The sequence below is a fragment of the Streptomyces sp. NPDC088246 genome, assembly GCF_044741025.1.
Taxonomy (GTDB): Bacteria; Actinomycetota; Actinomycetes; order Streptomycetales; family Streptomycetaceae; genus Streptomyces.
This window is the reverse complement of record NZ_JBIURV010000018.1, coordinates 118,268-142,336: the sequence shown is the minus strand read 5'-3', so window position 1 is coordinate 142,336 and position 24,069 is coordinate 118,268. Positions and strand designations below refer to the sequence as shown.

Genomic DNA, 24,069 nt, shown 5'->3' with positions numbered 1-24,069 from the left:
CGGATTCGCACAGCGCGAGCAGCTCGGGGTGAGCACGGACCAAGCAGGGTCGGCACCGACGGTTCGATGACCCCACAAATCTGATTACGCATCAGTAAGGTCAGCAAAGGGTCAGCAAGTGTTCGATCAGACCTGGTCACAGGTGCCAACACGTGCAACTACCGACCGCCCGAGGAACCGACCCACGGCAGGCACAACCGCGTCCCCCCGCCGTACCGGCGAGGGGACGCAGCGAAGGCACGCGACGGGGACCGTTGGAGGACACATCACCCCAGGTCAGCGCACCCGACCCCGGGGTTTCAGCGCCACCGGCGGCAAGGCCGGAGCAGGCAGCCCGGACCCGTCGTAGCCCTTCACCTCGCCGAAGCGGGGGCCCTCCATCCAGTCCAGACGGGCCGCCCCGATTTCCTCATGGGAACGCCCGATGAAGTTCCACCACATGATGATCTCCTCCTCGAAGGGCTCGCCGCCGAGGAGCATGAGACCCGCGTCGGTGTCCGCGCGCAAGGGGAGTTCGGTGCGGCCGCAGCCGAGGTAGAGCATGGAACCGGGCAGCACGGGTACGCCGTCGACCTCGGCCTGGCCGGACATCGAGAGCACCGCGTACTCGAAGTCCGGATCGAGTGGCAAGCGAGTCTCGGCGCCGGCGGACAGGGCCAGGTCGGCGCCGACGATCGGGGTGTACGCGGTGCCGGGCGAAGTGGCGCCGTCGAGTTCGCCCAGGATCAGGGTGGCGGTGAGGCCGGGGGCGGTGACGGTGGGCAGCTCGGTGTGGTGCTGGAAGTGCGGCTCGACATGGCGGTGGGCATCCGGCAGGGCGACCCAGAGCTGGGCGCCGTGCAGAAACCTCGCATGCGACTTCGGGCTCTCCTCGGAGTGACTGATGGCCCGGCCGGAGGTCATCAGTCCCAGCTCGCGCGGGCGGATCGTGCGGAGACTGCCGAGGCTGTCCCGGTGCAGGACCTCGCCGTCGTGCAGCCAGCTGACCGTCTGCAGGCCCATGTGAGGGTGGGGCGGTACTTGCATCCCTGGTTCGCCGGCGATGTCGTCGGGGCCGTAATGATCGACAAAGGCCCATGCGCCGACCATCCGGCGGCCCAGATTGGGCAGCAGTCTGCGGACCTCGGTGGACTCACCCAGCCGGACATGGCGCGGGGTGAGGAGTTCACGTACAGGCTCGGCGACGACGAAGCCCCGTCCTCCACAGACGGAAAGTATGGCCTGGCGATCGAGATTGCTCATGGCGCTCAACCTATTCCCGCGCAGGCCCTAGGTGCCGGTACCCACGCCGATAATTTAGTGGAATATTCAACCAGTGTGCCATGTTCGGGTGACTGGAGCACGGCTGAGCATATGGCCGGGCCAGTGGCTGGACAGGGCCGGGAGCGATCCCGGGACGGTCCGTGAACGAGGAGTTCAAGTGAGCGACACCTATTTCGAGTTCGGTACGCCCGCCGACCGCTGGGACCGTGCGCAGATGTTTTTCGAAGCGAAGGAGTACATGACTGCGGCCCGGATTCTGGAAGGTCTGGTCGAGGAGGCGCCGGAGCAGGTCTCCCCGCGTCTGCTGCTGGCCCGGGCCTACTACCACTCGGCTCGGCTCGGCAGGGCCGAGACGGAGCTGCGGGCGGTTCTGGAGCGCGACCCGGTGGAGCACTACGCGCGGCTGATGCTCGGCCGCACGCTTGAGCGCCAGGGGCGAAGCGCGGAGGCGACCGGTCATCTGCGGATGGCGGCTGCGTTCTCCGGGGACTTCGACGCGGACCGGGCAGGGCTCTAGCGGTCGCGTGGAGCGTTCGACAGGCGGTTCAGCCATTCCGTCAGGAGGCTACCCTCGGCCGCGCTGAGTGCCGGATCCGGCGACTGCCGCAGCAGTGCGTTCAGCCGGGCCGCGGTGGACGGCACGTGGGCCTCGGACACGGCGGCCCCCGTGTCGTCCGCGTCTGCGGAAGCGCCGGGCACATCCGGGGTGAAGACCGCGGCATGCACGGCGTCGCGTACCCGCCGTGACACGTTCGCGTCGCCGAAGGTCGCGGGGCGGGCGACGAGCATCAGCGCCACGCCCACATTGGCCGACATCACCATCTGCGCGGCCAGTTCGGGGGTCAGGCGCAGCCTGCCCACAGCCGCGGCCCGCTCCAGGTCCCTGGTAAGGATCTGATGGGACTCGAGGGCCGCGGCCGGTGGCGTATGCATGGCCGGTGAATTCATCAGCCGGTACAGATTGGGGTTCTGCAGGGCGAACTCGACGTGGCTGTCCCAGCCGTTGCGCAGATCCTCGATGGGGTCTGCGCTCTCGCCACGCTGTCGCTTCGTCGCCAAGTATGTGTCGAAGCCGTGGTCCACCACCGCGGACAACAGGCCTTCCTTGTCGCCGAAATGGCGGTAGAGCGCCGGGGCGCCCACCTGCGCGGCCTCACACACGGCCCGGGTGGAGATGTCCCCGTTCGGGGATTCCGCGACCAGGCGCGCCGCCACTTCCAGGATTCGTGCTCGTGTGCTCATCGCACGGACGCTATCAAGTGCGCCCTGACGGGTGTCAGACGACGGCATGAGGGGTGAGCAGGTCGTCGAGGCCGATCCGGGTAAGGAACTCGGCACGGATACGGTCGGCGACGGCGCTGACCGCCTCACTGCCGTCGTCCGCCGGGTCGACATGGACGCGAAAGGGCCGCTTGCCGTGCTCGGTCTCGACAACGGCCACGATCGCGTCCGCCACCTGGGACACATCGGCATCGGCCGGCGCCAGGGCGGCCAGACGCTGGGACACCTGGTCCATCAGGCCCTCGTAGCGCTCCTCGTAGTCTGCGACGATCGTTTCGTGGGAGGGGTGCCCGCCGGTGACGAAATGGTTGGTCCCCGAGGTGAAGGAGCCGGGCACGACGATACTGGTCTCGATGTTGAAGCGGGCGAGCTCGGCCGCGTACGAGACGGCGAGAGCGTCCATGGCGGCCTTGGCGGCGAAGTAGGGGGCGAGGCAGGGCGGGGTGCCGCCCTGGGTGGAGGTGGAGCCGATCCACATGACCAGGCCGTTCTCCTGGGCCCGCAGGTGCGGCAGGGCCGCACGGTTGACGCGTTGGGTGCCGAGAACATTGGTGTCGTAGACCGCTGCCAGTTCCTCGGGGGTGAATGCCTCCGTGGGGCCGGTGACCATGTGCCCTGCATTGTGGATGATCACGTCGAGACGGCCGGCTTCGGACAGGACCGTGGCAACGGCGGCGTCGGCGGACTCCTGGGAGAGCACATCGAGTTCGACGGTGCGCAGGTCCACGCCGTGCTCGGCGGCGTACCGCGCCGCGTCGGCGACCCGGTCGGCATTGCGTGAGGTGGTGTTGCGCATGGCCGCGTAGACGGTGTGCCCGGCATCGGCCAGAGCGCGTGCGGCCAGCGCTCCGAAGCCGGAGCCCGCACCTGTGATCACGATGGTCCTGCTCATGGCTGTCCTCCTGGGGTGTGGATCAACTGTCGAACGGGGCGGGCGGGGCAGTGCTCTGGCGGCCGCTCAGACGATGCCGCCGTTGGCGCGCAGCACCTGGCCGTTGACCCAGCGGGCCGGGCCGGCGAGGAAGGAGATCACCTCGGCGATGTCCTGCGGGGTGCCCAGCCGCCCCAGCGGTGCCTGGCCGGCCAGCCTCGCGATGGTCTGCTCGTCCTTGCCGTCCAGGAACAGGGCGGTGGCGGTCGGCCCGGGGGCCACGGCGTTGACCGTGATGTCCCGCCCGCGCAGCTCCCGGGCCAGGATCAGGGTCATGGCCTCGACGGCGCCCTTGGTGGCGGCATAGGCGCTGTAGCCGGGCATGGCAAGCGACAGCACGGAGCTGGAGAAGTTGATGACCGCCCCGCCCTTGCGCAGTCGGCGGGCCGCCTGCTGGTCGACGACGAACGTCCCGCGGATGTTGGTGCGGTGCATCCGGTCCAGTGCGTCCAGATCGGTGTCGACCAACGGCGCCAGTGTCATGACACCGGCCACGTGCACTACCACGTCGACTCCGCCGAAGGTCTCCTCGGCCGTGTCGAAGAGTGCCGAGACCGCGACCTCGTCGGCCACATCGGCACGGAAGGCGACGGCCTGCCCGCCCGCCGCGGTGATCGCCGCCACCGCCGAGTCGGCCTCGGCCTGGTTGCCCACGTAATTGATGACGACGGCGAATCCGTCGGAAGCCAGTCGCTCGGCGCTCTCGCGGCCTATGCCCCGGGATCCTCCGGTGACGATCGCTACCCGGCGTGTGGTGGTGTGCTGCTCGCTCATGACGGCGCTCCCTGTCTCAGGCGGGCCGGTGAATTCCGCACCCCGGCCGGTGATAGCGACGCTAACATCAATACCGTAACGACGGTACCTATCTGCTAACAGCCCTACCCCGCGCCCTGCAGGGCCCCTGCAGGACCCCACCGGGGTCCCCGCCCCGCTTCGCACGCTCCCGTCGGACAATCCGGATGCCTTCCGCCCGTCCCGCGTGATACTTCACTCGGTCATGACCGACCTTGAGACTCCCCGCCTCTTCCTTCGCCTGATGAGCGCCTCCGATGCCTTGCGGGTGATGGCGGGCAAGCCGGGAGACGGTGCCCGCTGGGCGCCCGGATACCCGTCCCCCGGCGAGATGGCCGCGGCCGAGCGCTTCCTCGACACATGCGCGACGACGGGTGATCCCAGCCCCTTCGGTTCGTACGAGATACGTCGCCGCGACGACGGAGAGGTGATCGGCGGGCTGGGATTCCATGGCGCTCCGGACGAGAACGGCCACGTCACGATCGGCTGCGGCCTCGTCCCCTCGGCTCAGGGCATGGGTTACGCCTCCGAGGCGCTGCGCGCACTGCTCCTGTTCGCCCGCGACCAGGGTGTGAGCTGCGTGCACGGCGACACCGATCTGGACAACCTCGCGTCGCAGCACGTCATGACAGCCGCCGGTATGCACCTGGTGAAGGAGGACGCGCTGCTGAAGCACTACCGGATCGACTGGGATCAGCAGGCCGAGGATTGAGCCCCCGGTCGTCCGGCCCCTTGCGGGTACGTAGGCGCCGGGTCGGCTGCGCATTACGGGACGGCAGAACCCGCCGGGAAGCTCCCGGCGGGTTCCGATGTCTTCTGGTTGGCCAGTGGTGCGTCGGTCAGCCGGCCGCGGTGGCAGCCCGGTTCGCCGCACCGTTTCCGGTCCTGGCGGAGTCGGTCCTCGGCACGAGAAGCCGATCCGTCAGCCGGCCGAAGACAAGGCCGAAGGTGATCCAGAAAGTGGCCTGCACGGCGAGCGTGGCCAGGCGGAACTCCCACAGCAGGCCGGCCGGGAAGTCCTTTCCGACCTCGTTGAACGAGGGCAGGAACGCGTAGGCGACCCCGATCACGACGACGTAGGCGGCGGATGCGGTGATCGTCGCGTTCCAGTTGCCCAGGCGTGGAGCCAGCCGCTTGCCGAAGATGACGGCAGCGACGGCCAGCAGCACGCTGAGGGCGACCATCAGGAAGAACAGGGCGGTGCGCCGGCCGATCGTGTCGGGGTTGCCGACGGCCGGCGGGTTGGCCGGGTACTTCAGGAACGGCACGATGTACACCGTCAGCAGGGCCGCACCCGCGATCAGGGCGGCCGTGGCCCGCGGGCCGAATCTGCCGATCCGGCCGAGGGCGTAACAGAAGACGAGGGCGGCGATGCCGCCGATCGCCACACCGAAGACGAGCACACCGGTGGCGAGGCCGGCAGTGGACTGCATGGTCCGGCTGACGAGTTCCTCGCCGCCGCCGTGGTCATGGCTGTGCGCCTCTTCGAGAGCGATGGCCGCGTCGACCCGGGACTCGCCGAGGAAGTAGGCGACGACCAGGGCGAGCGCGCCCGCGGCGAGGCCGGCCAGCATGCCGCGGACGAGCAGGGCTCTGACAGATATGGAGTTCATGAGCATTTCCCCTGGGGTCGGACGGTATGTCAGTGACAGGGGAAACCGAGGAGGTGGCGGCCGTCGTGGACCCACTCGTGGACACCTTCGCCGGAGATGACCGCGGTGGCGCCCTGCTCGGCGCCGACGAAGTACAGCAGTACGAGCATGAGGATGCCGAAGAAGACCGCCCAAGGGGCAATGGCCTTCAGGGAGATGGGGGTGATCGCCGATACGGCGGTGGCGGGGGCAGCAGTCTGTGCCATGGCAGAACCTCCTGAGGGAACACGCGTCCCGTTCGTGGTGCCTGAGACGAAGGTGCTGGGTCTGACTTCCCGTACGGGTACGGGTTCACAGTGGCGCGACCGTGCCGGATTCTCACCGAACTTCCGTCACACTTCGTCATGCTCATCGGACGATACCGCCTGGGAGCAGGCGCGGCCATGGTGCCGTCGGCAGGGCCGGAACGCCCGGATGCCATGGTGGGTGCACTTGAGGGGCCAGACTTCAGGGGGTTGACCCAGTCATGACGATAAAGGTGATGTTGATTTCACCGGCGCTCAATGCCGGGCTGCGCGAGGCCCGCTTCGACGGCGATGCGCCGCTCGACGCGGTCGGGGTCCGGCGGGCCAGGGCCGCTGCGGCAGCGGTGCCTGCGGCCGACCGGTATGTCTGCGGGCCGTCCGAACGGTGCGACCGGACCGCCGACGCGCTGGGGTTGCGCGCCGAGCACGAACTCGCCCTCCGCGGCTGGGACATGGGCCGGTGGAACGGACAGCGGCTGGAGGAGGTGAGCGGGAGCGAGCCGGAGGCGGTGTCGGCCTGGATGACCGATCCTTCGGCGGCTCCGCACGGCGGCGAACCGTTGCTGGAGTTCTGCGCCAGGGTCGGCCGCTGGCTGGATGCCCTCCAGCCCCTGTACGGCGACGAGGGCGGCCGTGTGCTGGGGGTCGTCGAGCCTGCGGTGGTGCGGGCGGTGATCGTACGGGCGCTCGCGCTCCCGACGGAGGCGTTCTGGCGGCTGGACGTAGCCCCGCTGACGCTGACCGGGCTCAGCGGCCGGTCCGGACGGTGGAACCTGCACTGTGGGCAGCCGCTGTCCCCCGCTCCGGGGGACTGACGTCCTCCCGTGGCCCGCGGTATGAACAACTACGGATGCCGCGCTGCCCGGGGGAGCTGCTGGCGACGGGCGGGCCGTGCCCTACGCGTCCCGGTATGCCTCCAGCAGGCGCAGCCAGACCTCGCTGATCGTCGGATACGCGGGCACCGCGTGCCACAGCCGGTCGATGGGGACCTCGCCCGCGACCGCGATCGTCGCCGAGTGCAGCAGTTCGCCGATGCCCGGCCCGACGAACGTGACACCGAGCAGGATCTCCCGGTCGAGGTCGACAATCATGCGGGCGCGGCCTCGATAGCCGTCCGCGTACAGGCCGGAGCCCGCCACCGCGGCGAGGTCGTGGTCGACGGCGCGTACGCGGTGGCCGGCCTCCTCGGCCTCGGCGAGGGTAAGACCGACCGATGCGGCCTCGGGGTCGGTGAAGACGACCTGGGGGACGGCCGCGTGGTCGGCGGTGGCTGCGTGGGCGCCCCAGCGGTCGGTCTCCAGCAGCGGCACACCCGCGGCGCGGGCGGCGATCGCGGCGCCCGCGATGCGTGCCTGGTACTTGCCCTGGTGCGTAAGGAGCGCCCGGTGGTTGACGTCGCCGACCGCGTAGAGCCAGGTTGTGCCGTCGACGCGGCAACTGTCGTCGACGGTGAGCCAGGAGCCGGGCTTCAGTCCCACCGTTTCCAGGCCGAGGTCGTCGGTGCGCGGGGCGCGGCCGGTGGCGAAGAGGATCTCGTCGGCCTCGACGCGCTCTCCGTTGTTCAGCTCCACGGTGACCGGGCCGTCCGGGACCGCGCGCCGTACGGAAGTCGCCGAGACTCCGGTACGGATGTCGGCGCCCGCCTCCGTCAGTGCCTGGGCGACCAGCTCGCCCGCGAAGGGTTCCATCTTCGGCAGGAGTCCCTTGCCGCGGATCAGCATCGTCACCCGGGCGCCGAGGGCCTGCCAGACGGTGGCCATCTCCGTCCCGACCACGCCGCCTCCGACGATCATGAGGCGGTCGGGTACCTTCTTGGCGCTCGTCGCCTCCCGGCTGGTCCAGGGGCGGGCCCCGTCGATGCCGGGCAGGGCGGGGACGACGGCGCGGCTGCCGGTGCAGACCGCGACGGCCTGCCGGGCGGTGAGTCGGTGTTCCGTGCCGTCGGGGGCGGTGACGGAGACCGTTTTTCTACCGGTGAGCCGGCCCCGGCCCCGGTAGATGTCCGCTCCGACGCCCTCCAGCCAGGCAGCCTGTCCGTCGTCCTTCCAGTGCGAGGTGTATTCGTCACGGTGGGCGAGGACCGCTGCCGTGTCCAGCGGCCCCTGCACGGCGTCGCTGAGGCCGGGGACCCGGCGGGCATCGGCGCGGGCGACGACCGGGCGCAGCAGGGCCTTGCTGGGAATGCAGGCCCAGTACGAGCATTCGCCGCCGATGAGTTCCACCTCGACGACCGCCGTGCTCAGCCCGGCGGCACGGGCCCGGTCGGCGACGTTCTCACCCACCGGACCTGCTCCGATCACCACGACGTCGTACTCGGTGTTCAGGGAAGCATCTGTCATGGGGACAGTCTGGTCGTGGGTGTGCGCGACGGCCACATGGGCAGGCGGAATAGCGCAAGTACAGGCACGGTTGTGCCGGACAGGTCCGAACGGGCACAGGAAGAGGTAACAGAGCATGAGCACCGTTGAGCTCACCAAGGAAAACTTCGATCAGGTCGTCAGTGACAACGACTTCGTCCTGATCGACTTCTGGGCTTCCTGGTGCGGCCCGTGCCGGCAGTTCGCGCCGGTCTACGACGCGGCGTCCGAGCGCCACGGCGACCTGGTCTTCGCCAAGGTCGACACGGAGGCGCAGCAGGAGCTGGCAGCGGCCTTCGAGATCCGTTCCATCCCCACGCTGATGATCGTCCGGGACAATGTGGCGGTGTTCGCCCAGCCCGGGGCGCTGCCGGAGACGGCGCTGGAGGACGTCATCGGGCAGGCCAGGAAGCTGGACATGGACGAGGTCCGCAAGTCCATCGAGGATCAGCAGAAGGACCAGAAGTAGGCTCCGCGCACACATGAGCAGGGTGAGGGGCCCGACCACACCGGTCGGGTCTCTTTCCATGGCCTTCCATGGCCTTCCGTGGCCTTCCGTGGCCTTCCGTGGCCTTCCGTGGCCTTCCGTGGCCTTCCGTGGCCTTCCACGGCCGGAAACGGGCGGCCCTGCCTCAGCTGTCGGCCTTGTCCTCGGCGTTCTTCTCCTTGATCCGGACCGAGAGGCCGTAGTCCAGCTCGGCTCCGTCGACCAGCAGGGCTTCTACCGTGCGCGTCGCCGGGTCGATGTCCGCCACGATGCCTTCGCCCGAATACCGGGGGTAGCCCGATGCCCCGGTCTCACCGGTCGCCGCCACGACCGCCGAACGGATGGCGCCGCCGGGCTCGGCGGCGTCGGTGGTGTCCTCGGCGAATCCGGGGACCAGCAGGATCTCGTAGCTCTGCGGATGGCTCATGGTCATGACGCTAGGCAAGCGGCGCGCGGTGCGCACGTTGCCGCGCTGCTGCACCGTGCGGAGTCGGCGGCTCAGCTGGACTCGCGGTGGACCGCCCGGGCCCGCAGCAGGTCGTGGTGCTCGGGGGCACCACCGGAGTGCTGCACCAGCCGGTCGACGAGGTCCGCCAGCGGCTGTGGCGTGGCCAGCTCCATCCGCACACTGCTGAGCCGGGGCCGCAGCAGTCTGCCGAGCATCAGGTCGTCGGCGCCGACCACGGCCGTCTCGCGGGGCACCTCGATGCCCGCGTCCTGAAGGGCCCTCATCAGGAGCATCGCGTATTCGTCGTTGTACGCGAACACGGCATCGAGGCCCATGGTGCGCCAGCGGGCGGCCAGCCGGGCGGCCGCTTTCTCCTCGTACCGCAACGGCAGCGGTTCGATACGGGCTCCATGGCTCAGTGCGGCCTGCCGGGCTCCGGCCAGCCGGGGTTCGGCGAACAGGCCGACGTCGCTTTCCTCGGGCATGACGACCCCTATGCGGCGCCGGCCTCGCTCCAGCAGATGTCGGGTCGCACAGCTGCCGACCTCCCTCTGGTCCATGACCAGCGCATGGGCACCGGTCACAGGACGGGGCCCGAGGGTGATCACGGCCTTGGCTCCGGATCGCCTGAGTACGGATATGCCCTGCGGGGTGAGGGCGATCGTGCCGGGTGCGATGACGGCGACGGGACGGAGTTCGGCCCAGGCACGTGGCGCGGCGTCGGCGTCCAGACCGGTGCTGCCGTACTGGACCACGGTGTAGTCGAGGCGGCGCAGCCCGGATTCCAGTTGGTGGAAGAAGCGGTGGTGGAGCGGGCCGGCCGGGAAGTTCATGGTGGGGAGCAGCACCATGCGAGTGTGTCCGGCACGCAGGCTGCGGGCCGCCGCATGCGGTACGTAGCCGAGTTCGGTGGCCGCTTCCCTGACCCGGCGGCGGGTGGGTTCGCTGATCCGCACGGACGCGTTGTTGTTCAGTACGTACGACACGGTGGCCCGGGAGACTCCGGCGAGCCGTGCCACATCGGCACTGGTCGGGACGGGGCCTTCGGTGGGCTGGTTCGGTAACTGGCTCATGGCGTCGGGCAGTCTTCCAGACCTGTGCGGCGTGTGTACGCTCCGGGGCATGGATGACTCCTCGATGGTGGGACTGATCGGCCGGGTGACCGGGACGGTGGGGCCGGGGCTGGTCGGCGAGGTGATCGTACGGATCCGGGGCGGCGCCGAGCACTTCCTCGCGCATCCGGCCTCCGCGAAGGAACGCATCGAGCCGGGCACGGTGGTGACGGTGATCGAGTATCTGCCGCCACGGACGGTGTATGTGGCTCGCGCATACGGTAGTTGAGGCCCCGGCGGGAGGGTCTTCACACCTTTCGTCGTCAAGAATGCGGCAAGGTTGCGCAAGCGTCTTCTCCACCGCCGCGAGCAGGAGAAGACTCCCCCCGTTCAGCGGTGCCGACGGGGCACTGCGATAAGGGGGCGCATGCCGATGGTCATCGGCGTCACGGCGGGTCTCGTACTCGCCGCCATCATTGTGTTGATCGGCCTGTTCAAGCTGATGTGGCGAGTGGCCGAGCCGAACGAAGCACTCGTCATCTCCGGTTCCAAGCACAAGACCGAGGGTCTCGGGCAGGGCATGGGATTTAGGATCGTCACTGGTCACGGAACGCTCGTCCTGCCCGGGGTCCAGGCAGTGCGGAAGATGTCACTGGACCTCAACGAGACCGAGCTGTCGGTCGATTGCGTCACGCATCAGGGGATTCCGCTGCGGGTGCGCGGCGTTGTCATCTTCAAGGTGGGCGACGACTTCGTGTCGATCGCCAATGCGGCCCGCCGCTTCCTTGACCAGCAGAAGATGATGTCGGAGCGGGTGCACAACGTGTTCGCCGGTCATCTGCGTTCCATCGTGGGCGGGTTGACGGTCGAGGACATGATCCGGGACCGGGAGAAGCTCACCGGGCAGACCCGGGCGGCGTGCGGGACCGAGATGGAGAAGCTCGGGCTGATCGTCGACTCGCTCCAGATCCATGAGATCGAGGACCCTACGGGCTACATCAAGAACCTGGCGATGCCGCATGCGGCGGCGGTGCAGCGGGATGCCCGGATAGCGCAGGCCGAGGCCAACCGGCGGGCCACCGAGGCGGAGCAGCAGGCCGCCGCCCGGATGTCGGAGGCGACCCGCGACAGCGAGATCCTGCAGGCCGGGTATCAGGCCGAGCGCGACAAGGCCGCGGCCAGCTCCCGGCAGGCGGGTCCGCTGGCCGACGCGGCGGCGCGGCAGGAGGTCGTGGTCCAGGAGACGAGGGTCGCCGAACTGGAGGCCCAGCGGCGCGAGCAACAGCTGCAGGCCGATGTGCGCAAGCCCGCGGACGCCCAGGCGTACGAGAAGCGCACCCTGGCCGAGGGCGAGCGCGACGCCCGGATCTCGGCGGCCGAGGCGAAGGCGCGGGAGACGGAGCTCGCCGCGGTCGCGGAGGCCAACCGGGTCAAGACTGCGGCGCTCGCGGAGGCCGAGGCGACAAAGGCGCGCGGCGCCGCCGCCGCGACGGCGACCAGGGCGACGGGTGAGGCGGAGGCCGCCGCGGCCCAGGCCAAGGGGCTGGCACTGGCCGAGGCGACCCGTGCCAAGGGCCTGGCCGAGGCGGAGGCGATCAAGGCCAGGGCCGCGGCCCTGGCGGAGAACCAGGAGGCGGTGGTCGCCCAGCAGCTGGCCGAGAAGTGGCCGGAGATCGTCGAGGCGGGCGCGGGCGCCTTCAGCAGCGTGGACCACATGGTGCTGCTGAACGGGGCCGACGGCATGTCGGACATGTTCGCGAAGGCGCTGACGATGGGCGGCACGGGCCTCGGACTGGCCCGGCAGCTGTTGTCGACGATGAGTCAGGACAGCCCGGCGGAACCGGCGTCCGAGGTCAACGGGGTCACGCCGGCCGCTACGCCCTCGCCGCGTAAGCAGCACATTGCGGTGACGGGTGATCAGGAGGGCGGCACGCCTTCCTGACCGGTCCGGTCGGCCGTGGCCGGTGCACGCCCCTCAGCCCGGGGCAAGCACCGGCCACAGCTCCGGGTCCTCGAAGTCGAGCGTGTGGCCTGCTGCCCGTTCACCGGCCCCGCTCCGTGGAACGGGCCATGCAGGTCCTACGGTGTGGGGATGACCATCCAGCACCGTGACGACAGCACCGACGGCCCGGCTGCCTTACCCGGCCGCACCGGCCCGACCGCCACATCCGAGGCCGACCCGCGCGACGTGGGCCCGGTCTATCGGAACTGACCGCCGAACGTCCGGGCGAAGGCGGACCTGGTGGCGGATTCGGGGCTGCGGTCGAGGATGCCGAAGACGATCTGCTCGAAGTGCCCGGCGAACCTGCCGTCGTCCAGCAGCAGCGCCCGGAACGCACCGGCCACCTGCGCCGGATCATTGCGGAACACACCGCAGCCCCAGGCGCCCAGCACCAGCCTGCGGTACCCGCGCACCGCAGCGACCTCCAGTACCCGCTCGGCCCGGGACGCGAGCGCGGCGGGGATGCGGTGCGCGTCCTCGGGGGTGCGGCTGCGGATGACTCCGGCGTTGGGTGCCGGGGAGGTGAGGAAGCCCGCGGTGTACGGGGTGTCGAGCAGCCGCCCCCGGTCGTCGCGGAACACCGGTACACCCGGTGAATGAATCACCCGGTCGGTGTAGAAGGCGCTGCGCTCTGCGCGGTGGTGGGCGTAGTAGTCGGGAGCGCGCAGCAGCGTGGCGTACAGGGCGGAGCCCCGGCACAGGGCTTCCTCCTGGGCCTGTGCGCCGTTGAGATAGCCGCCTCCGGGATTGCGGGCGGAGGCGTAGTTCAGGACAGCGATCTTGCCGGGCCCTTCGCCGGCCATCCGCCGCGCCGCCTGCAGGCTGCTCTCGTCGGTGACCTCGACGACCGGCGTGCGGTCAGAGTCGAGTGCCGCGACCGGTACCGGCTCGGGGCCGTACAGCCTGGTACCCGACAGTGCGGTGGTCAGCGCACGCTCGATGCTCACCTCACGCCCTTCCTGCGTGCGGTAGCGGCCGGCCTCGACAATGGCTTCGGTCTCTCGCGCGATGCCGCGCAGCCGTGCGCTCATCGGTACTCCCCCGTGTGGTGCATACGGGGCATGCTCTGCGCTCCAACGGCATGGATGCAACTGTATTTCCGACGCACAGGGGCACTCTTGTGCGATCTCCCCGTAGGGGTTTGGCTGGTACGGACGAACCGAGCAGAAGGAGGCCCCGGCATGTCATCCGACACACCCGGAGACCACGGTCCGCCCGGCCAGGCCCCGCCCCTCGGCGAGGGCGAGGCGGAGGATTTACTGCGCTGCATCTGCTTCAAGACCGGACCGCCCCGAACGGTCGGCGTTGAACTCGAATGGCTCATTCACCACCGGGATCAGCCCCGCGTCCCTGTCCCACACCACCGTCTCGACGCGGCCGCCGACATCCTCCGGGCCCTGCCCCTGAGTGCGGCGCTCACCTTCGAACCCGGCGGCCAGCTGGAACTCAGCTCGCGCCCCGCCGGCTCCCTGATGGCGTGCATCGACGCCACCGCCGCCGATCTCACCGCGGTACGTGACGCCCTGGACCGGGTGGATCTCGCACCGGTGGGTCTCGGCGTCGATCCGTGGCATCCACCCCGCCGTCTGCTGCACGAGCCCCGCTACGACGCCATGGAGATCTCGTTCGACCGGTCGGGACCGGCCGGCCGCGCCATGATGTGCACCACCGCGTCCGTCCAGGTATGTCTGGACGCAGGAGAGGAGGAGCCGGGTCCGCTCGGCTACGGGCGGCGCTGGCAGCTGTCCCATCTGCTGGGCGCGGTGCTGGTGGCGGTGTTCGCCAACTCGCCGTTCCAGTTCGGCCGCCCGACACCGTGGCGGTCCACCCGGCAGTCGCTCTGGGCCGACCTCGATCCGTGGCGGTCCCTGGCGCCGCCCGGCTGTCTGCCGCCGCGCGACGCGTGGGCCACGCATGTCCTGGACACCCCGGTGATGTGCATCCGCAAGGACAAGGGGCCATGGGCAGTGCCGGACGGTCTGACCTTCCGCAACTGGATCCGCACCGGCACGCCGAGACCACCGGTACGCGCCGACCTCGACTACCACATCAGCACCCTCTTTCCGCCCGTGCGTCCGCGCGGACATCTTGAGCTGCGCATGATCGACGCGCAGCACGGCGCGGACGGGTGGCTGGTGCCGCTCGCCGTCACCACTGCCCTGTTCGACGACCCGGAGGCCGCCGAGACCGTGTACCGCACCGTCAAACCACTGGCCGAGACGGCCGGGCCACGGCCCGCACCGCGCAATCCGCTCTGGGTGGGCGCCGCCCGCGACGGCCTGACCGATCCCGAACTGCGGTCGGCGGCCGTCACCTGCTTCGAACTCGCGCTGGAGGCGCTGCCCCGGATGGGAGCGACCACGGCCGTGCAGAAGGCGGTGGCGGACTTCAACGACCGCTTCGTCGCCCGGAGCCGATGTCCGGCCGACGATCTTCCCGAACTGCTCGCGCCGGGTTCAGCAGGTGATTCGGGCCATCACTTCGAGGGGCCCCGCTCATGACCGACTCCCCCATGCCCGCCGCTTCCGGTCCGCACAGCACGGCCGGTCCGGACGAGGCGGACACCGAGGCGCTCCGGCAGCGCGCCCTCACTGCGCTGCTCACCGCTCGTGAACGCACCACACTTCTCACCGACAGCGTGGACGACCATGAACTGACCGCCCAGCACTCGCCGTTGATGTCCCCCCTGGTATGGGACCTCGCACACATCGGCAATCAGGAGGAGCTGTGGCTGCTGCGCGGGGTGGCCGGGCGGGAGGCGATGCGCCCGGAGATCGACGGGCTGTACGACGCCTTCGAGCATCCCCGGGCGACCCGCCCCTCGCTGCCGCTGCTGGCGCCTGCCGAGGCCCGCACCTACGCCGCGGAGGTACGTGGTCGCGCGCTGGACGTACTCGACGGCACGGCACTGCACGGTGACCGCCCACTGGTGCGGGCCGGGTTCGCCTTCGGCATGATCGCCCAGCATGAACAGCAGCACGACGAAACGATGCTGATCACCCATCAGCTGAGATCGGGACCTGCCGTTCTGACCGCGCCGGTTCCGCCGCCCGCACCCGCCGACGCGGCGGGCCTCCCTGACGAAGTACTGGTCCCGGGCGGCCCGTTCACCATGGGTACGTCCACCGAACCGTGGGCTCTCGACAACGAACGCCCGGCCCATGTGCGCGACGTGCCGGACTTCTTCATCGACACGACCCCGGTCACCTGCGGCGCGTACCAGGGGTTCGTCGAGGACGGTGGCTACACCGAGCGGCGCTGGTGGGCCCCCGAGGGCTGGGCCATGGTCCGCGAGCACGAACTGACCGCTCCGCTGTTCTGGTACCGGGACGCCGGTCAGTGGCTGCGCCGCCGCTTCGGAGTGACCGAGACGGTCCCCGAGACCGAGCCGGTGCTCCATGTCAGCTGGTACGAGGCGGACGCATACGCCCGCTGGGCCGGGCGCCGGCTGCCCTCGGAAGCGGAATGGGAGAAGGCGGCACGCCACGACCCGGCGTCGGGCCGTTCGCTGCGCTATCCGTGGGGCGACGAGGACCCGACTCCCGAGCGGTCCAACCTGGGGCAGCGCCATCTGCGGCCGGCACCTGCGGGGGCGTACGCCGCGGGCGAGTCGCCGCTCGGCGTACGGCAGTTGATCGGTGACGTATGGGAGTGGACGTCGAGCGACTTCCTGCCGTATCCCGGCTTCGCGGCGTTCCCGTACCGCGAGTACTCCGAGGTGTTCTTCGGACCGGCACACAAGGTGCTGCGCGGCGGCTCGTTCGCCGTGGACCCCGTGGCGTGCCGAGGGACGTTCCGCAACTGGGACCTGCCGGTGCGGCGCCAGATCTTCTCCGGATTCCGTACCGCGAGGGATCTCTGATGTGTCGTCATATCGCTTATCTGGGACCGTCGGTGGCTCTCGGCGAGGTGCTGGAACGACCGCCGCACAGCCTCGTGCGCCAGTCCTGGGCGCCGAGAAACCAGCGGCATGGGACCGTCAACGCAGACGGTTTCGGCGTCGGCTGGTACGCGGACGGCGATCCGGTGCCCGGACGGTACCGGCGCCGGGGCCCGGTCTGGGGCGACCAGACGTTCGCCGATCTGGCCAGAGTGGTGCGCAGTCCGGCGTTGCTCGCCGCGGTACGTGACGCCACGGAGGCGGGCGCCGACGGCGAGGCGGCGGCCGCGCCGTTCGCCGCCGGCCGGCTGCTGTTCAGCCACAACGGCGCGGTGAAGGGCTGGCCCGAGTCCCTGGCGCCACTCGCCGCCGCGCTGCCCCCGGCCGAACTGCTGACCCTCACCGCCCGCTGCGACTCGGCCCTGGTCTGGGCCCTCGTACGACACCGCCTCGCCGACGGCGACGAACTGCCGCAGGCCGTCGCCGACACCGTGCTCGACGTGGCGGCCGCCGCACCGGAATCGCGGCTGAATCTGTTGCTCACCGACGGCACCACGATCGTGGCGACGGCCTGGGGAGACACCCTGTGGTATCTCGCCGAGCCCGGCCTGCGCACGGTCGTGGCCTCGGAACCGTACGACGACGATCCGCACTGGCGCACGGTCCCCGACCGGACGTTGCTGACGGCGACCCGCGCCGAAGTCCTGCTGACCCCGCTCAAGGAGCCCGCTGAGTGAGTCCCTTTCTGCTGACCCGCACCCTGCCGGCGGACGCGACGGACGCGGCGCTGCGCGCCGATGTGCTGCACGGCCTGACCCGGCACCCGAAGACACTGCCGCCCAAGTGGTTCTACGACGCGCACGGCAGTGAACTGTTCGAGGAGATCACCCGGCTTCCCGAGTACTACCCGACCCGCGCCGAGCGCGAGATCCTGATCGACCGCGCCGAGGAGATCGCCGCGGCGTCCGGGGCGCAGACCCTGATCGAGCTGGGATCGGGGTCGTCGGAGAAGACCCGGCACCTGCTGGACGCGCTGCCCGTGCTGCACAGTTATGTGCCGGTCGATGTGAGCGAGAGCGCGCTGCGCGGCGCCGCCGAGGCTCTGCTCGCGCAGCGGCCCGACCTCTCCGTGCACGCCCTGATCGCCGACTTCACGGGCGGTCTCGCGCTGCCCGGCACCCCGGGGCCGCGGCTGATCGCGTTCCTGGGCGGCACGATCGGCAATCTGCTGCCCGGCGAGCGGTCGGTGTTCCTGAAGTCGGTCCGGTCGCTGCTCTCCCCCGGCGACGCGCTGCTGCTCGGCACGGATCTGGTGAAGGACGAGAAGGTGCTGGTCGCCGCTTACGACGATGCGGCCGGGGTGACGGCGGAGTTCAACAAGAACGTCCTCAGGGTCGTGAACCGGGAGCTGGGCGCGGACTTCGACCCGGCCGACTTCGATCACGTGGCGCTCTGGGACCCGGAGCGGGAGTGGATCGAGATGCGACTGCGGGCCCGCGAGGCACTCACGGTGAAGGTCCCGGACCTGGATCTGGTGGTGGCCTTCGAGGCCGGCGAGGAGGTGCGTACGGAGGTGTCGGCCAAGTTCCGCAAGGAGGGCATCCGGGCCGAACTCGCCGCGGTCGGTCTGAGCATGGATCAGTGGTGGACGGACTCAGGGGACCGGTTCGCGCTGTCGTTGGCGACGGCGGTCTGAGCAAGACGGGCCAGGGTACGGCGGTCCGGGCAGTCGCCCGCCGGAATCTGCGGCAGGACGCGGATCTCCGCGGTCAGCCCGGCCGCCGTCACCACCCGCCACAGTGAGGCGATGAGTGGATCGTCACCGACGAACGCGGCCGCACCGGCCGGGGCCGTGTGCTCCGCCGGAGCGGCGCGCTCGTGGCCGGGCGACCGGCCGCCCCCACCGGCCGGCCGTGCAGCGACGGCGGGCCCCGTCCGGTCGGCGGCGACAGTGCCGCGCGGCGGAGCGGTGCGGTAGGTGATGTGTACTGGTTGAATGGTGGCATTCGCGTCGATCGCGGCCTGGAACACGGCAGGCCCGAACCGCCCGCCGCCGCACCCGCACCAGGTGGTGCCCTCCGGGAAGGCGACCACCCGTGAACCGCCGCGCAGTACCGCCGCGATGTCGCGCACGGTCGTGGGCAGTGCGCGAAACCGTTCACGTTCGACGAAGAGCGTGCCGCCGACGGCGGCGAGCCGGCCGAGCAGCGGCCAGTTCCGTATCTCGCTCTTGGCCAGCATCCGGCCGGGGAACACGGCCGCGACGAGCGGGATGTCCAGCCATGAGATGTGGTTCGCGACGACGAGCGTGCCCGGTGCGCCTGCCCCGGGTGTGCCGATGACCCGCACACGTATCCCGAAGGCCCGCACGACCCCGTACGCCCAGAGCCGGATCAACCGCTCCCGCCGTACCGCGCCGAGCAGCAGCACGAGCGGGGCACCCAGTACCCCGGCCAGGATGAACGCGCACCCGGCGAGCAGCAGGACCACGGCCGCCGCGCGGCCCCGCGTACGTCCGTCGTGACCTGCGCAGGTGAGCGGGGTGCAGGGTGAGGTGGGCAGCCACGGGTTCATCGCTGTGGGGCGAGTGCGAGGAAGTGGCGCAGATAGCGCGGGTCGGTGCGGCGCAGCGACAGCAGTACGTACAGGTCGGCGACGTTGAAGTCGGGGTCGTACGCGGGCGCCCCGCAGACCCGGGCGCCCAGTCGCAGATAGCCGCGGAGAAGGGGAGGGAGCGTGGAGAGTCCGGTGGGCACGTCTCCCCTTCCTGCGGATCCGGCGGTGGGCTGCCAGAGTCGGTGGGGGGTGACCCAGTGATCCTCGGGTGCCAGGTGCTTGGTCCGTACGGTTGCCCAGGCCCCGGCCGCGGCGACGCCACCGTCGGCGAGGGGTATGGAGCAGCAGCCGGCCAGCCAGTTGTGCCCGGTGCGTTCCATGTAGCGGGCGAGTCCGGCCCAGATCAGCGCGATGACGGCGCCGTCCCGGTGGGCCGGGTGGACGCAGGACCGGCCGACCTCGACCAGGTCTTCGCGGATCGGTCCGAGCCGCCCGAGGTCGAACTCGCTCTCCGCGTAGAGGCGCCCGGCGATCCGTGCCCGGTCGGGCGGCAGCAGGCGGTAGGTGGCGACGACGTCGCCGGTGGTCTCCTCCCGTACCAGCAGATGGTCGCAGTAGGCATCGAACGCGTCGCTGTCCAGACCGGGTTCGGCTCCGTCCAGCCTGGCGCCGAACTCACCGGCGAAAACCTGATGGCGCAGGCGCTGGGCGGCACGTACGTCTTCCTGGTCGACGGCGAGGGACACCCGGTAGCGCGACGGGGCGGGAGGGGCGGGCTGAGCGGGAACAACGGGGGCGGCGGGGAGCGAGGTGACGGGCAGCGCGTTCATGACGGTCTCCGGGGGACGGATCGGCAAGGGCGGCCGCCGGGCCTTCGCACTGCTGCGAAGCCCGGCCCCTTACTTCTTCCGTGACCGGCTGGATTCGACATGACCGCATGGGGGAGCCGGGATGTGCGAAGGCTGAATCCCGGGTGTGTCCGAGCGGATCAATACTGGGTGTGTCAGCCGCCCGCGAGCTGGTCGGTGATCTTCTGCGAGGCCGCCTTCGCCTCGTCCCGCGGGTCGCCGCCCTGGAGGACAGCCGTCATGTACGGCTTGATCGGGTTGACGGCCTCGACGTTCGCCCACTGCGGCGAGTTGGGCGTCGCACGCCCCTTCGTGGCGCCCCGGGCCATCGCCGCGGTGCCCTCCTGTCCCAGGATGGCACGCGCGAGACCGGGCTTGTTGGGCACGTAGCTCATGGTCCTGGCGAGTTCCTCCTGCCACTTCCGGCCCGCCAGCGCCTTGATCACATCGATACCCGCGGCGCGCTGACTCGCCTTCTCCGGAACGATCAGATCGGACCCGCCGGTGAACACGGAGCCGGGGGCCTTCGCGGACTTGCCCGGGATCGGGAAGTAGCCCAGCCTTCCCTTGAGTTCGGGGTTCAGCTGCTCGATCTGCGCGGCGGTGCCGGGCACCGAAATGATCTGCGCGACGTCGCCCTTGGCGAAGACCTTGGCCTGCGGGGGCCTTTCCTCGTCCGCGTCCTTGGGGCCGTCACCGAGCGCCTGGAGTTCCTTGTAGAAGCTCATGCCCCTGATTGCGCCGGGGCTGTCCAGGGCGCCTTCCCAGTCGCCGCCCCTCTCCTCGGCCAGTTCGCCGCCCTCGTCCCAGATGAATCCGGCAAGGACATACCAGTTCTGGCCCGCGAGATAGATGCCCTGATTGCCGTGCCGGTTCAGCTGTGAGCTGTCCGCGATCCATTCGTCCCGGGTCTTCGGCGGAGTCTTGATACCGGCCTGCTCGAAGAGGTCCTTGTTGTAGATCACCACTCGATTGGCTGCGTACCAGGGGATGCCGTACTGGACGCCGTCGATGCTGCCCGGGTCGGCGAGACCTGGCAGCCAGTCCTCGCTGCCGAGGTCACGCACGGACTCCAGGGTGAGGTCGCGCAGCCCGCCGCTCTCCGCGTACTGGGGGACCTGGGTGTTTCCGACCTCGATGACGTCCGGGGTGTCCTTGCCGTTGAGCGCATCGGTGACCTTCGGGCCGATGCCGCTCCAGCTCTGGATCTTGAACTCGAGCTCGACGGAGGGGTGTTCGTCCTCGTACGCCTTCGTGAAGCGCTTCAGGAAATCGGCGGAGACGCTGTCCTTCATCAGCCAGATCGTGACCTTTTTGCTGCTGGACGTCTCCGAGCCCGGGACAAAGCCGCATCCGCCCAGCGCAAAGGTGGAAACGAGCGCAACGGCTCCGACGAGTATGCGGTTCTTCACCAGGTTCACCTTCTGCGAAACGGCACGACGAAATCCAGAACCCGGTGTGGGGGAATGCGGGCGGCGCTCGCACGGGCGTGGCTGGATTTTGGTATGGACCATTGCTCTGGTCAAGTCCCGTTCATCACGCATTCCGCACACCGACCTCTCGCGTCCCCGGGCCGGGTAGGGCACCGTGGTAGGGACGAGAGGAGACATAAGATGTCGAATCACACCTATCGGGTCACGGAAATCGTGGGAACCTCTCATGAAGGCGTCGACGACGCCATCCGCAGAGGCATCGCGAGAGCTTCGGAAACGTTGCACAATCTCGATTGGTTCGAGATCACGCAGGTTCGCGGAGAGATCACGGATGGCCGGATCGAGCACTATCAGGTGGGCCTGAAAGTGGGCTTCCGGCTCGACGAGACGAGCTGATCCGGCGCGAGCGCTCAGGGCCGCGTCCGGCCGGTTCCGCCACGCCGGATTCACGTACGGCCCTCACGCTCCTGCGCGTCCTCGAGCGCGGGCGACACCTTCGCCCAGCGGGCCCGCACCACGGCGAAGCCGGCCTGCTCCGCCGCATCGCAGACGAGTTCGTCGTCATCGACCAGCATCCGCACCTCATGCTCCCGGCCCAGCCGCTTCAGGATCTCCAGCTTGGTGTGCCGGGCCGGCCTGCGGTCGTCGTTGCGGCGCATGTACAACCGTCCCTCGGGCAGTCCCTGTTCCGCCAGCCAGGCAACGGTGTCCCGGCGACAGCGCTCGGGCCGCCCGGTGAGATACCTGATCTCGCACTCCTCGGCGCTGCTCAGTACCAGCCGTACCCCTTCGGGAAGCGGTGGGTCGTCAACGGCTGCGGAGAAGAAGCCGCTCCAGTCGCGCCGTCGCCCCTCCAGATAGTGCTGCCGGTGGCCGGTGTCCGCGAGCGTGCCGTCCAAGTCGAATACGGCCAGGGGCCGGTGGTCGCTTCTCACACCCCCAGCAAATCAGGTCGAGCATCGGGAGTTGAGCGATGCCGGCGCCGGCCCGCCGCAGCTGCGGCCCCTGTCCGGACCGGCCGGTGTGCCGGGCGACCGCTTCGAGGACGTCGTCCTCGGCCGGTGAGTCGGCCATGACGGCGCTTCCACTTCCCCGGTAGGCGCGCCCGCGCGCAGGACGCAGCGTACGGGCGGGGCCGTCCGGCACTCAAGAGTGCGTCGTGAGGACCTCACGAGGACCGCCCCGAGGCCTCCGTTACACACCCCCGCGTCCACGCGCGCGCGGATGTGCGATCATGCCCTTACGTTCCGCGCAGATCGCAAAAGGTTGTGCAGGATGCGCATGGAATCAAAAGCGTTTGTAAAGCTATATTCAGGTTTGTGGCATCCAACGTTAACCATGTGAAGCGAATACTCCTGCGTTCAGGGAAGAGCCCCTACGACGTCGTCCCCGTCGAGCGAGCTCTCCATGACGACGTGTTCGCCACCAACTCAGGCAACCTGATCTTCAGCGACGCCGCTCACAAGATCCTTGAGACGCCACGCTCGGAGGTGGTGTCGAACGGCATCGCCACCAGGGTCGCCGATGCCGACCGGATCAACAGCGAGTACGATGTCTTCGTCATCCCGCTCGCCAACGCCTTCCGGCCGTCCTTCGAGCGCCAGCTGGAGCGCCTGACGCAGCTGATCTCGAAACTGAAGATCCCGGTCGTCGTCCCGGGGGTGGGCGCCCAGACCGGAGTCAATTACTCCGCGGACCGGCTGCGGCCCATGCAGGAGACGGTCCACGCGTTCGTCTCCGCCGTGCTCGACCACAGCGCCTCCATCGGCGTGCGCGGGGAGTTCACCGAGCGGTATCTGCGGGACATGGGTTTCCGCGACGTGGAGGTCATCGGCTGTCCCTCGATGTTCCTCAACGGCAGCAGGCTCGACATCCGGGAGAGCGGCCGGGCACTGGGGCCCGAGTCGCGGGTCGCCATCAACGGATCCCATGACGCCGTGCGGAAGCACAAGCTCGGGCAGATCATCAACCGTACCCACGCGCGCTACCCCCACCTCCGGTTCATCGGCCAGAACCTCTCCGACGCACGTCAGCTGCACTGGCGCGACCTGTCCCATCAGAACGCCTCGCTGACCGACATCCCCACCCATCCCGACCACCCCATGTACGGGGAGGACAAGGTCCGGGTCTACATCGACCCGGTCACCTGGATGGACGACCTGCGGGGTTTCGACTTCTCCTTCGGCTCCCGGATCCACGGCAACATCGCGGCGCTGCTGACCGGAACGCCCGCCACCGTGCTCTGCGGCGACTCCCGGACGCTGGAGCTGTGCCGCTACTACGACATCCCGCACCGGATGCTCACCGAGGCCCCCTTCGACCTCGACCCCGCCGACCTCTACGCCGAGGCGGACTTCGGGCCGCTGATGCGCGGTCACCAGGAGCGGTTCGACCGGTTCATGAACTTCCTCGACAAGAACGGCCTGGAGAACACCTTCACCCACGGCGACGGCGGTGCGGCCTTCGAGGCACGGATGAGCACTCTGGCCTTCCCTCCTGGTATCCGCCCCTGGGTCGGAGCCGACGCCTCCACGATGGGTGCGCGACTCAACTGGCTCCAGTCCCAGCTGACGGACCTCACCGCCCAGAACACCCAGCTCAAGCGGAAGCTCGCTAAGAGCACCGCGCTGCCCGTCCAGCGCTCCACGTACCAGCGGGCCCGCAGTGTCGTGGGAAGGCCCATAAAGCGCGCCCTGCGTCCGTCGCGCTAGGACCTGTCCGAACCTGGTCCGAGGCCGGTCCGGCAGGACCGGCCTCCGGTCGTCCGGGGCCCGGGAGATGGTCCGGCAGCCCTGCGCCGACCGGTCCCGTACCTACGGGCCTCGCCACGCCTGAGCCACTC

The 24,069-nt window shown here is 69.7% G+C and carries 26 protein-coding genes; 12 read left to right on the top strand and 14 right to left on the bottom strand.

Going from position 1 to position 24,069, the window contains the following annotated elements; genetic code table 11:
• Positions 1–276: 276 nt before the first annotated feature.
• The gene (locus tag ACIPEK_RS24740) at positions 277–1,242 is read right to left on the bottom strand and encodes a pirin family protein (RefSeq protein WP_401999833.1); all 966 of its coding nucleotides are present in this window, start codon (positions 1,240–1,242) and stop codon (positions 277–279) included.
• Positions 1,243–1,420: 178 nt separating this feature from the next.
• Here ACIPEK_RS24740 and ACIPEK_RS24735 point away from each other — a divergent pair, with 178 nt between their 5' ends.
• Positions 1,421–1,780 carry a tetratricopeptide repeat protein gene (locus ACIPEK_RS24735; RefSeq protein ID WP_401999830.1) on the top strand — a complete coding sequence of 120 codons (360 nt, stop codon included), beginning with the start codon at positions 1,421–1,423 and terminating at the stop codon, positions 1,778–1,780.
• On the opposite strand, the gene ACIPEK_RS24730 is transcribed toward ACIPEK_RS24735, so the two are convergent.
• The 3 genes from ACIPEK_RS24730 to ACIPEK_RS24720 all read right to left on the bottom strand — a co-directional run bounded on the left by ACIPEK_RS24730 (position 1,777) and on the right by ACIPEK_RS24720 (position 4,249).
• Positions 1,777–2,505, bottom strand: a complete 729-nt coding sequence (locus ACIPEK_RS24730; protein ID WP_401999827.1) for a TetR/AcrR family transcriptional regulator — start codon at positions 2,503–2,505, stop codon at positions 1,777–1,779. The two genes, ACIPEK_RS24735 and ACIPEK_RS24730, sit on opposite strands and share 4 nt — an antisense overlap.
• 34 nt (positions 2,506–2,539) lie before the next feature.
• The gene (locus ACIPEK_RS24725; protein ID WP_401999824.1) at positions 2,540–3,436 is read right to left on the bottom strand and encodes an SDR family NAD(P)-dependent oxidoreductase; all 897 of its coding nucleotides are present in this window, start codon (positions 3,434–3,436) and stop codon (positions 2,540–2,542) included.
• Positions 3,437–3,502: 66 nt separating this feature from the next.
• Positions 3,503–4,249: an SDR family oxidoreductase gene (locus tag ACIPEK_RS24720; RefSeq protein ID WP_401999821.1), complete on the bottom strand. Its 747-nt coding sequence runs from the start codon at positions 4,247–4,249 to the stop codon at positions 3,503–3,505.
• A gap of 223 nt (positions 4,250–4,472) precedes the next feature.
• Here ACIPEK_RS24720 and ACIPEK_RS24715 point away from each other — a divergent pair, with 223 nt between their 5' ends.
• Positions 4,473–4,979, top strand: coding sequence for a GNAT family N-acetyltransferase (locus ACIPEK_RS24715; RefSeq protein ID WP_401999818.1), 507 nt, complete (start codon positions 4,473–4,475; stop codon positions 4,977–4,979).
• 127 nt (positions 4,980–5,106) lie between these two features.
• Here ACIPEK_RS24715 and ACIPEK_RS24710 read toward each other — a convergent pair whose 3' ends face one another.
• Together ACIPEK_RS24710 and ACIPEK_RS24705 are read right to left on the bottom strand one after the other, a co-directional pair.
• The gene (locus tag ACIPEK_RS24710) at positions 5,107–5,880 is read right to left on the bottom strand and encodes a CbtA family protein (protein ID WP_401999815.1); all 774 of its coding nucleotides are present in this window, start codon (positions 5,878–5,880) and stop codon (positions 5,107–5,109) included.
• A 29-nt stretch (positions 5,881–5,909) separates the two neighbouring features.
• On the bottom strand, positions 5,910–6,125 hold the full coding sequence (locus ACIPEK_RS24705) for a CbtB-domain containing protein (protein WP_401999812.1): 216 nt from the start codon (positions 6,123–6,125) through the stop codon (positions 5,910–5,912).
• Positions 6,126–6,385: 260 nt separating this feature from the next.
• On the opposite strand from ACIPEK_RS24705, the gene ACIPEK_RS24700 reads away from it, so the two are divergent.
• Complete coding sequence (locus ACIPEK_RS24700; protein ID WP_401999809.1) at positions 6,386–6,979, top strand: histidine phosphatase family protein; 594 nt, start codon at positions 6,386–6,388, stop codon at positions 6,977–6,979.
• A gap of 81 nt (positions 6,980–7,060) precedes the next feature.
• On the opposite strand, the gene ACIPEK_RS24695 is transcribed toward ACIPEK_RS24700, so the two are convergent.
• Positions 7,061–8,503, bottom strand: coding sequence for a dihydrolipoyl dehydrogenase family protein (locus tag ACIPEK_RS24695; RefSeq protein ID WP_401999806.1), 1,443 nt, complete (start codon positions 8,501–8,503; stop codon positions 7,061–7,063).
• 115 nt (positions 8,504–8,618) lie between these two features.
• Between ACIPEK_RS24695 and trxA the strand changes: the two genes are divergently transcribed.
• Positions 8,619–8,990 carry a thioredoxin gene (gene trxA, locus ACIPEK_RS24690; protein ID WP_401999803.1) on the top strand — a complete coding sequence of 124 codons (372 nt, stop codon included), beginning with the start codon at positions 8,619–8,621 and terminating at the stop codon, positions 8,988–8,990.
• Between the two features lie 163 nt (positions 8,991–9,153).
• Here the strand turns inward: trxA and ACIPEK_RS24685 are convergent, their stop codons facing one another.
• Positions 9,154–9,435, bottom strand: coding sequence for a hypothetical protein (locus ACIPEK_RS24685; RefSeq protein WP_327271353.1), 282 nt, complete (start codon positions 9,433–9,435; stop codon positions 9,154–9,156).
• Between the two features lie 71 nt (positions 9,436–9,506).
• On the bottom strand, positions 9,507–10,529 hold the full coding sequence (locus ACIPEK_RS24680; protein ID WP_401999800.1) for a LacI family DNA-binding transcriptional regulator: 1,023 nt from the start codon (positions 10,527–10,529) through the stop codon (positions 9,507–9,509).
• Between the two features lie 49 nt (positions 10,530–10,578).
• Between ACIPEK_RS24680 and ACIPEK_RS24675 the strand changes: the two genes are divergently transcribed.
• Together ACIPEK_RS24675 and ACIPEK_RS24670 are read left to right on the top strand one after the other, a co-directional pair.
• The gene (locus ACIPEK_RS24675) at positions 10,579–10,797 is read left to right on the top strand and encodes a hypothetical protein (protein WP_093897988.1); all 219 of its coding nucleotides are present in this window, start codon (positions 10,579–10,581) and stop codon (positions 10,795–10,797) included.
• 138 nt (positions 10,798–10,935) lie between these two features.
• On the top strand, positions 10,936–12,450 hold the full coding sequence (locus ACIPEK_RS24670; protein WP_401999797.1) for a flotillin family protein: 1,515 nt from the start codon (positions 10,936–10,938) through the stop codon (positions 12,448–12,450).
• 257 nt (positions 12,451–12,707) lie between these two features.
• Here the strand turns inward: ACIPEK_RS24670 and ACIPEK_RS24665 are convergent, their stop codons facing one another.
• Complete coding sequence (locus ACIPEK_RS24665; RefSeq protein WP_401999794.1) at positions 12,708–13,541, bottom strand: TIGR02452 family protein; 834 nt, start codon at positions 13,539–13,541, stop codon at positions 12,708–12,710.
• A 150-nt stretch (positions 13,542–13,691) separates the two neighbouring features.
• Between ACIPEK_RS24665 and egtA the strand changes: the two genes are divergently transcribed.
• From egtA to egtD, 4 genes are read left to right on the top strand one after another with little or no spacing between them, the layout of a single operon-like run.
• Complete coding sequence (gene egtA / locus ACIPEK_RS24660; protein WP_401999791.1) at positions 13,692–15,011, top strand: ergothioneine biosynthesis glutamate--cysteine ligase EgtA; 1,320 nt, start codon at positions 13,692–13,694, stop codon at positions 15,009–15,011.
• Positions 15,008–16,372, top strand: a complete 1,365-nt coding sequence (egtB, locus tag ACIPEK_RS24655) for an ergothioneine biosynthesis protein EgtB (RefSeq protein ID WP_401999788.1) — start codon at positions 15,008–15,010, stop codon at positions 16,370–16,372. The genes egtA and egtB overlap by 4 nt, the downstream gene beginning before the upstream one ends.
• Positions 16,372–17,127 (top strand): ergothioneine biosynthesis protein EgtC, encoded by a 756-nt coding sequence (gene egtC, locus ACIPEK_RS24650; protein WP_401999786.1) that lies wholly within the window; start codon positions 16,372–16,374, stop codon positions 17,125–17,127. The genes egtB and egtC overlap by 1 nt, the downstream gene beginning before the upstream one ends.
• The gene (gene egtD, locus ACIPEK_RS24645; protein WP_401999783.1) at positions 17,124–18,086 is read left to right on the top strand and encodes an L-histidine N(alpha)-methyltransferase; all 963 of its coding nucleotides are present in this window, start codon (positions 17,124–17,126) and stop codon (positions 18,084–18,086) included. Before egtC ends, egtD begins: the two co-directional genes overlap by 4 nt.
• Here egtD and ACIPEK_RS24640 read toward each other — a convergent pair.
• The 3 genes from ACIPEK_RS24640 to ACIPEK_RS24630 form a co-directional block, all read right to left on the bottom strand.
• Entirely contained in the window at positions 18,029–18,964 is a 936-nt protein-coding gene (locus tag ACIPEK_RS24640) for a lysophospholipid acyltransferase family protein (protein WP_401999780.1), read from the bottom strand. The two genes, egtD and ACIPEK_RS24640, sit on opposite strands and share 58 nt — an antisense overlap.
• Entirely contained in the window at positions 18,961–19,776 is an 816-nt protein-coding gene (locus ACIPEK_RS24635) for a GNAT family N-acetyltransferase (protein ID WP_401999777.1), read from the bottom strand. The genes ACIPEK_RS24640 and ACIPEK_RS24635 overlap by 4 nt, the downstream gene beginning before the upstream one ends.
• A 173-nt stretch (positions 19,777–19,949) precedes the next feature.
• Complete coding sequence (locus tag ACIPEK_RS24630; protein WP_401999774.1) at positions 19,950–21,206, bottom strand: extracellular solute-binding protein; 1,257 nt, start codon at positions 21,204–21,206, stop codon at positions 19,950–19,952.
• A 201-nt stretch (positions 21,207–21,407) separates the two neighbouring features.
• Here ACIPEK_RS24630 and ACIPEK_RS24625 point away from each other — a divergent pair, with 201 nt between their 5' ends.
• Positions 21,408–21,623, top strand: coding sequence for a dodecin (locus ACIPEK_RS24625; RefSeq protein ID WP_266355349.1), 216 nt, complete (start codon positions 21,408–21,410; stop codon positions 21,621–21,623).
• Positions 21,624–21,673: 50 nt separating this feature from the next.
• Here ACIPEK_RS24625 and ACIPEK_RS24620 read toward each other — a convergent pair whose 3' ends face one another.
• Positions 21,674–22,162 carry a hypothetical protein gene (locus tag ACIPEK_RS24620; protein WP_401999771.1) on the bottom strand — a complete coding sequence of 163 codons (489 nt, stop codon included), beginning with the start codon at positions 22,160–22,162 and terminating at the stop codon, positions 21,674–21,676.
• A gap of 384 nt (positions 22,163–22,546) precedes the next feature.
• Here ACIPEK_RS24620 and ACIPEK_RS24615 point away from each other — a divergent pair, with 384 nt between their 5' ends.
• Positions 22,547–23,938: a polysaccharide pyruvyl transferase family protein gene (locus ACIPEK_RS24615; RefSeq protein WP_401999768.1), complete on the top strand. Its 1,392-nt coding sequence runs from the start codon at positions 22,547–22,549 to the stop codon at positions 23,936–23,938.
• Positions 23,939–24,069 lie beyond the last annotated feature (131 nt).

Bases quoted from the DNA above. Each gene is read 5' to 3' on its own strand.
- ACIPEK_RS24740 (WP_401999833.1), bottom strand. From the start codon at position 1,242: ATGAGCAATCTCGATCGCCAGGCCATACTTTCCGTCTGTGGAGGACGG.
- ACIPEK_RS24730 (WP_401999827.1), bottom strand. From the start codon at position 2,505: ATGAGCACACGAGCACGAATCCTGGAAGTGGCGGCGCGCCTGGTCGCG.
- ACIPEK_RS24725 (WP_401999824.1), bottom strand. From the start codon at position 3,436: ATGAGCAGGACCATCGTGATCACAGGTGCGGGCTCCGGCTTCGGAGCG.
- ACIPEK_RS24720 (WP_401999821.1), bottom strand. From the start codon at position 4,249: ATGAGCGAGCAGCACACCACCACACGCCGGGTAGCGATCGTCACCGGA.
- ACIPEK_RS24715 (WP_401999818.1), top strand. From the start codon at position 4,473: ATGACCGACCTTGAGACTCCCCGCCTCTTCCTTCGCCTGATGAGCGCC.
- ACIPEK_RS24710 (WP_401999815.1), bottom strand. From the start codon at position 5,880: ATGAACTCCATATCTGTCAGAGCCCTGCTCGTCCGCGGCATGCTGGCC.
- ACIPEK_RS24705 (WP_401999812.1), bottom strand. From the start codon at position 6,125: ATGGCACAGACTGCTGCCCCCGCCACCGCCGTATCGGCGATCACCCCC.
- ACIPEK_RS24700 (WP_401999809.1), top strand. From the start codon at position 6,386: ATGACGATAAAGGTGATGTTGATTTCACCGGCGCTCAATGCCGGGCTG.
- ACIPEK_RS24695 (WP_401999806.1), bottom strand. From the start codon at position 8,503: ATGACAGATGCTTCCCTGAACACCGAGTACGACGTCGTGGTGATCGGA.
- trxA (WP_401999803.1), top strand. From the start codon at position 8,619: ATGAGCACCGTTGAGCTCACCAAGGAAAACTTCGATCAGGTCGTCAGT.
- ACIPEK_RS24685 (WP_327271353.1), bottom strand. From the start codon at position 9,435: ATGAGCCATCCGCAGAGCTACGAGATCCTGCTGGTCCCCGGATTCGCC.
- ACIPEK_RS24680 (WP_401999800.1), bottom strand. From the start codon at position 10,529: ATGAGCCAGTTACCGAACCAGCCCACCGAAGGCCCCGTCCCGACCAGT.
- ACIPEK_RS24675 (WP_093897988.1), top strand. From the start codon at position 10,579: ATGGATGACTCCTCGATGGTGGGACTGATCGGCCGGGTGACCGGGACG.
- ACIPEK_RS24670 (WP_401999797.1), top strand. From the start codon at position 10,936: ATGCCGATGGTCATCGGCGTCACGGCGGGTCTCGTACTCGCCGCCATC.
- ACIPEK_RS24665 (WP_401999794.1), bottom strand. From the start codon at position 13,541: ATGAGCGCACGGCTGCGCGGCATCGCGCGAGAGACCGAAGCCATTGTC.
- egtA (WP_401999791.1), top strand. From the start codon at position 13,692: ATGTCATCCGACACACCCGGAGACCACGGTCCGCCCGGCCAGGCCCCG.
- egtB (WP_401999788.1), top strand. From the start codon at position 15,008: ATGACCGACTCCCCCATGCCCGCCGCTTCCGGTCCGCACAGCACGGCC.
- egtC (WP_401999786.1), top strand. From the start codon at position 16,372: ATGTGTCGTCATATCGCTTATCTGGGACCGTCGGTGGCTCTCGGCGAG.
- ACIPEK_RS24640 (WP_401999780.1), bottom strand. From the start codon at position 18,964: ATGAACCCGTGGCTGCCCACCTCACCCTGCACCCCGCTCACCTGCGCA.
- ACIPEK_RS24635 (WP_401999777.1), bottom strand. From the start codon at position 19,776: ATGAACGCGCTGCCCGTCACCTCGCTCCCCGCCGCCCCCGTTGTTCCC.
- ACIPEK_RS24625 (WP_266355349.1), top strand. From the start codon at position 21,408: ATGTCGAATCACACCTATCGGGTCACGGAAATCGTGGGAACCTCTCAT.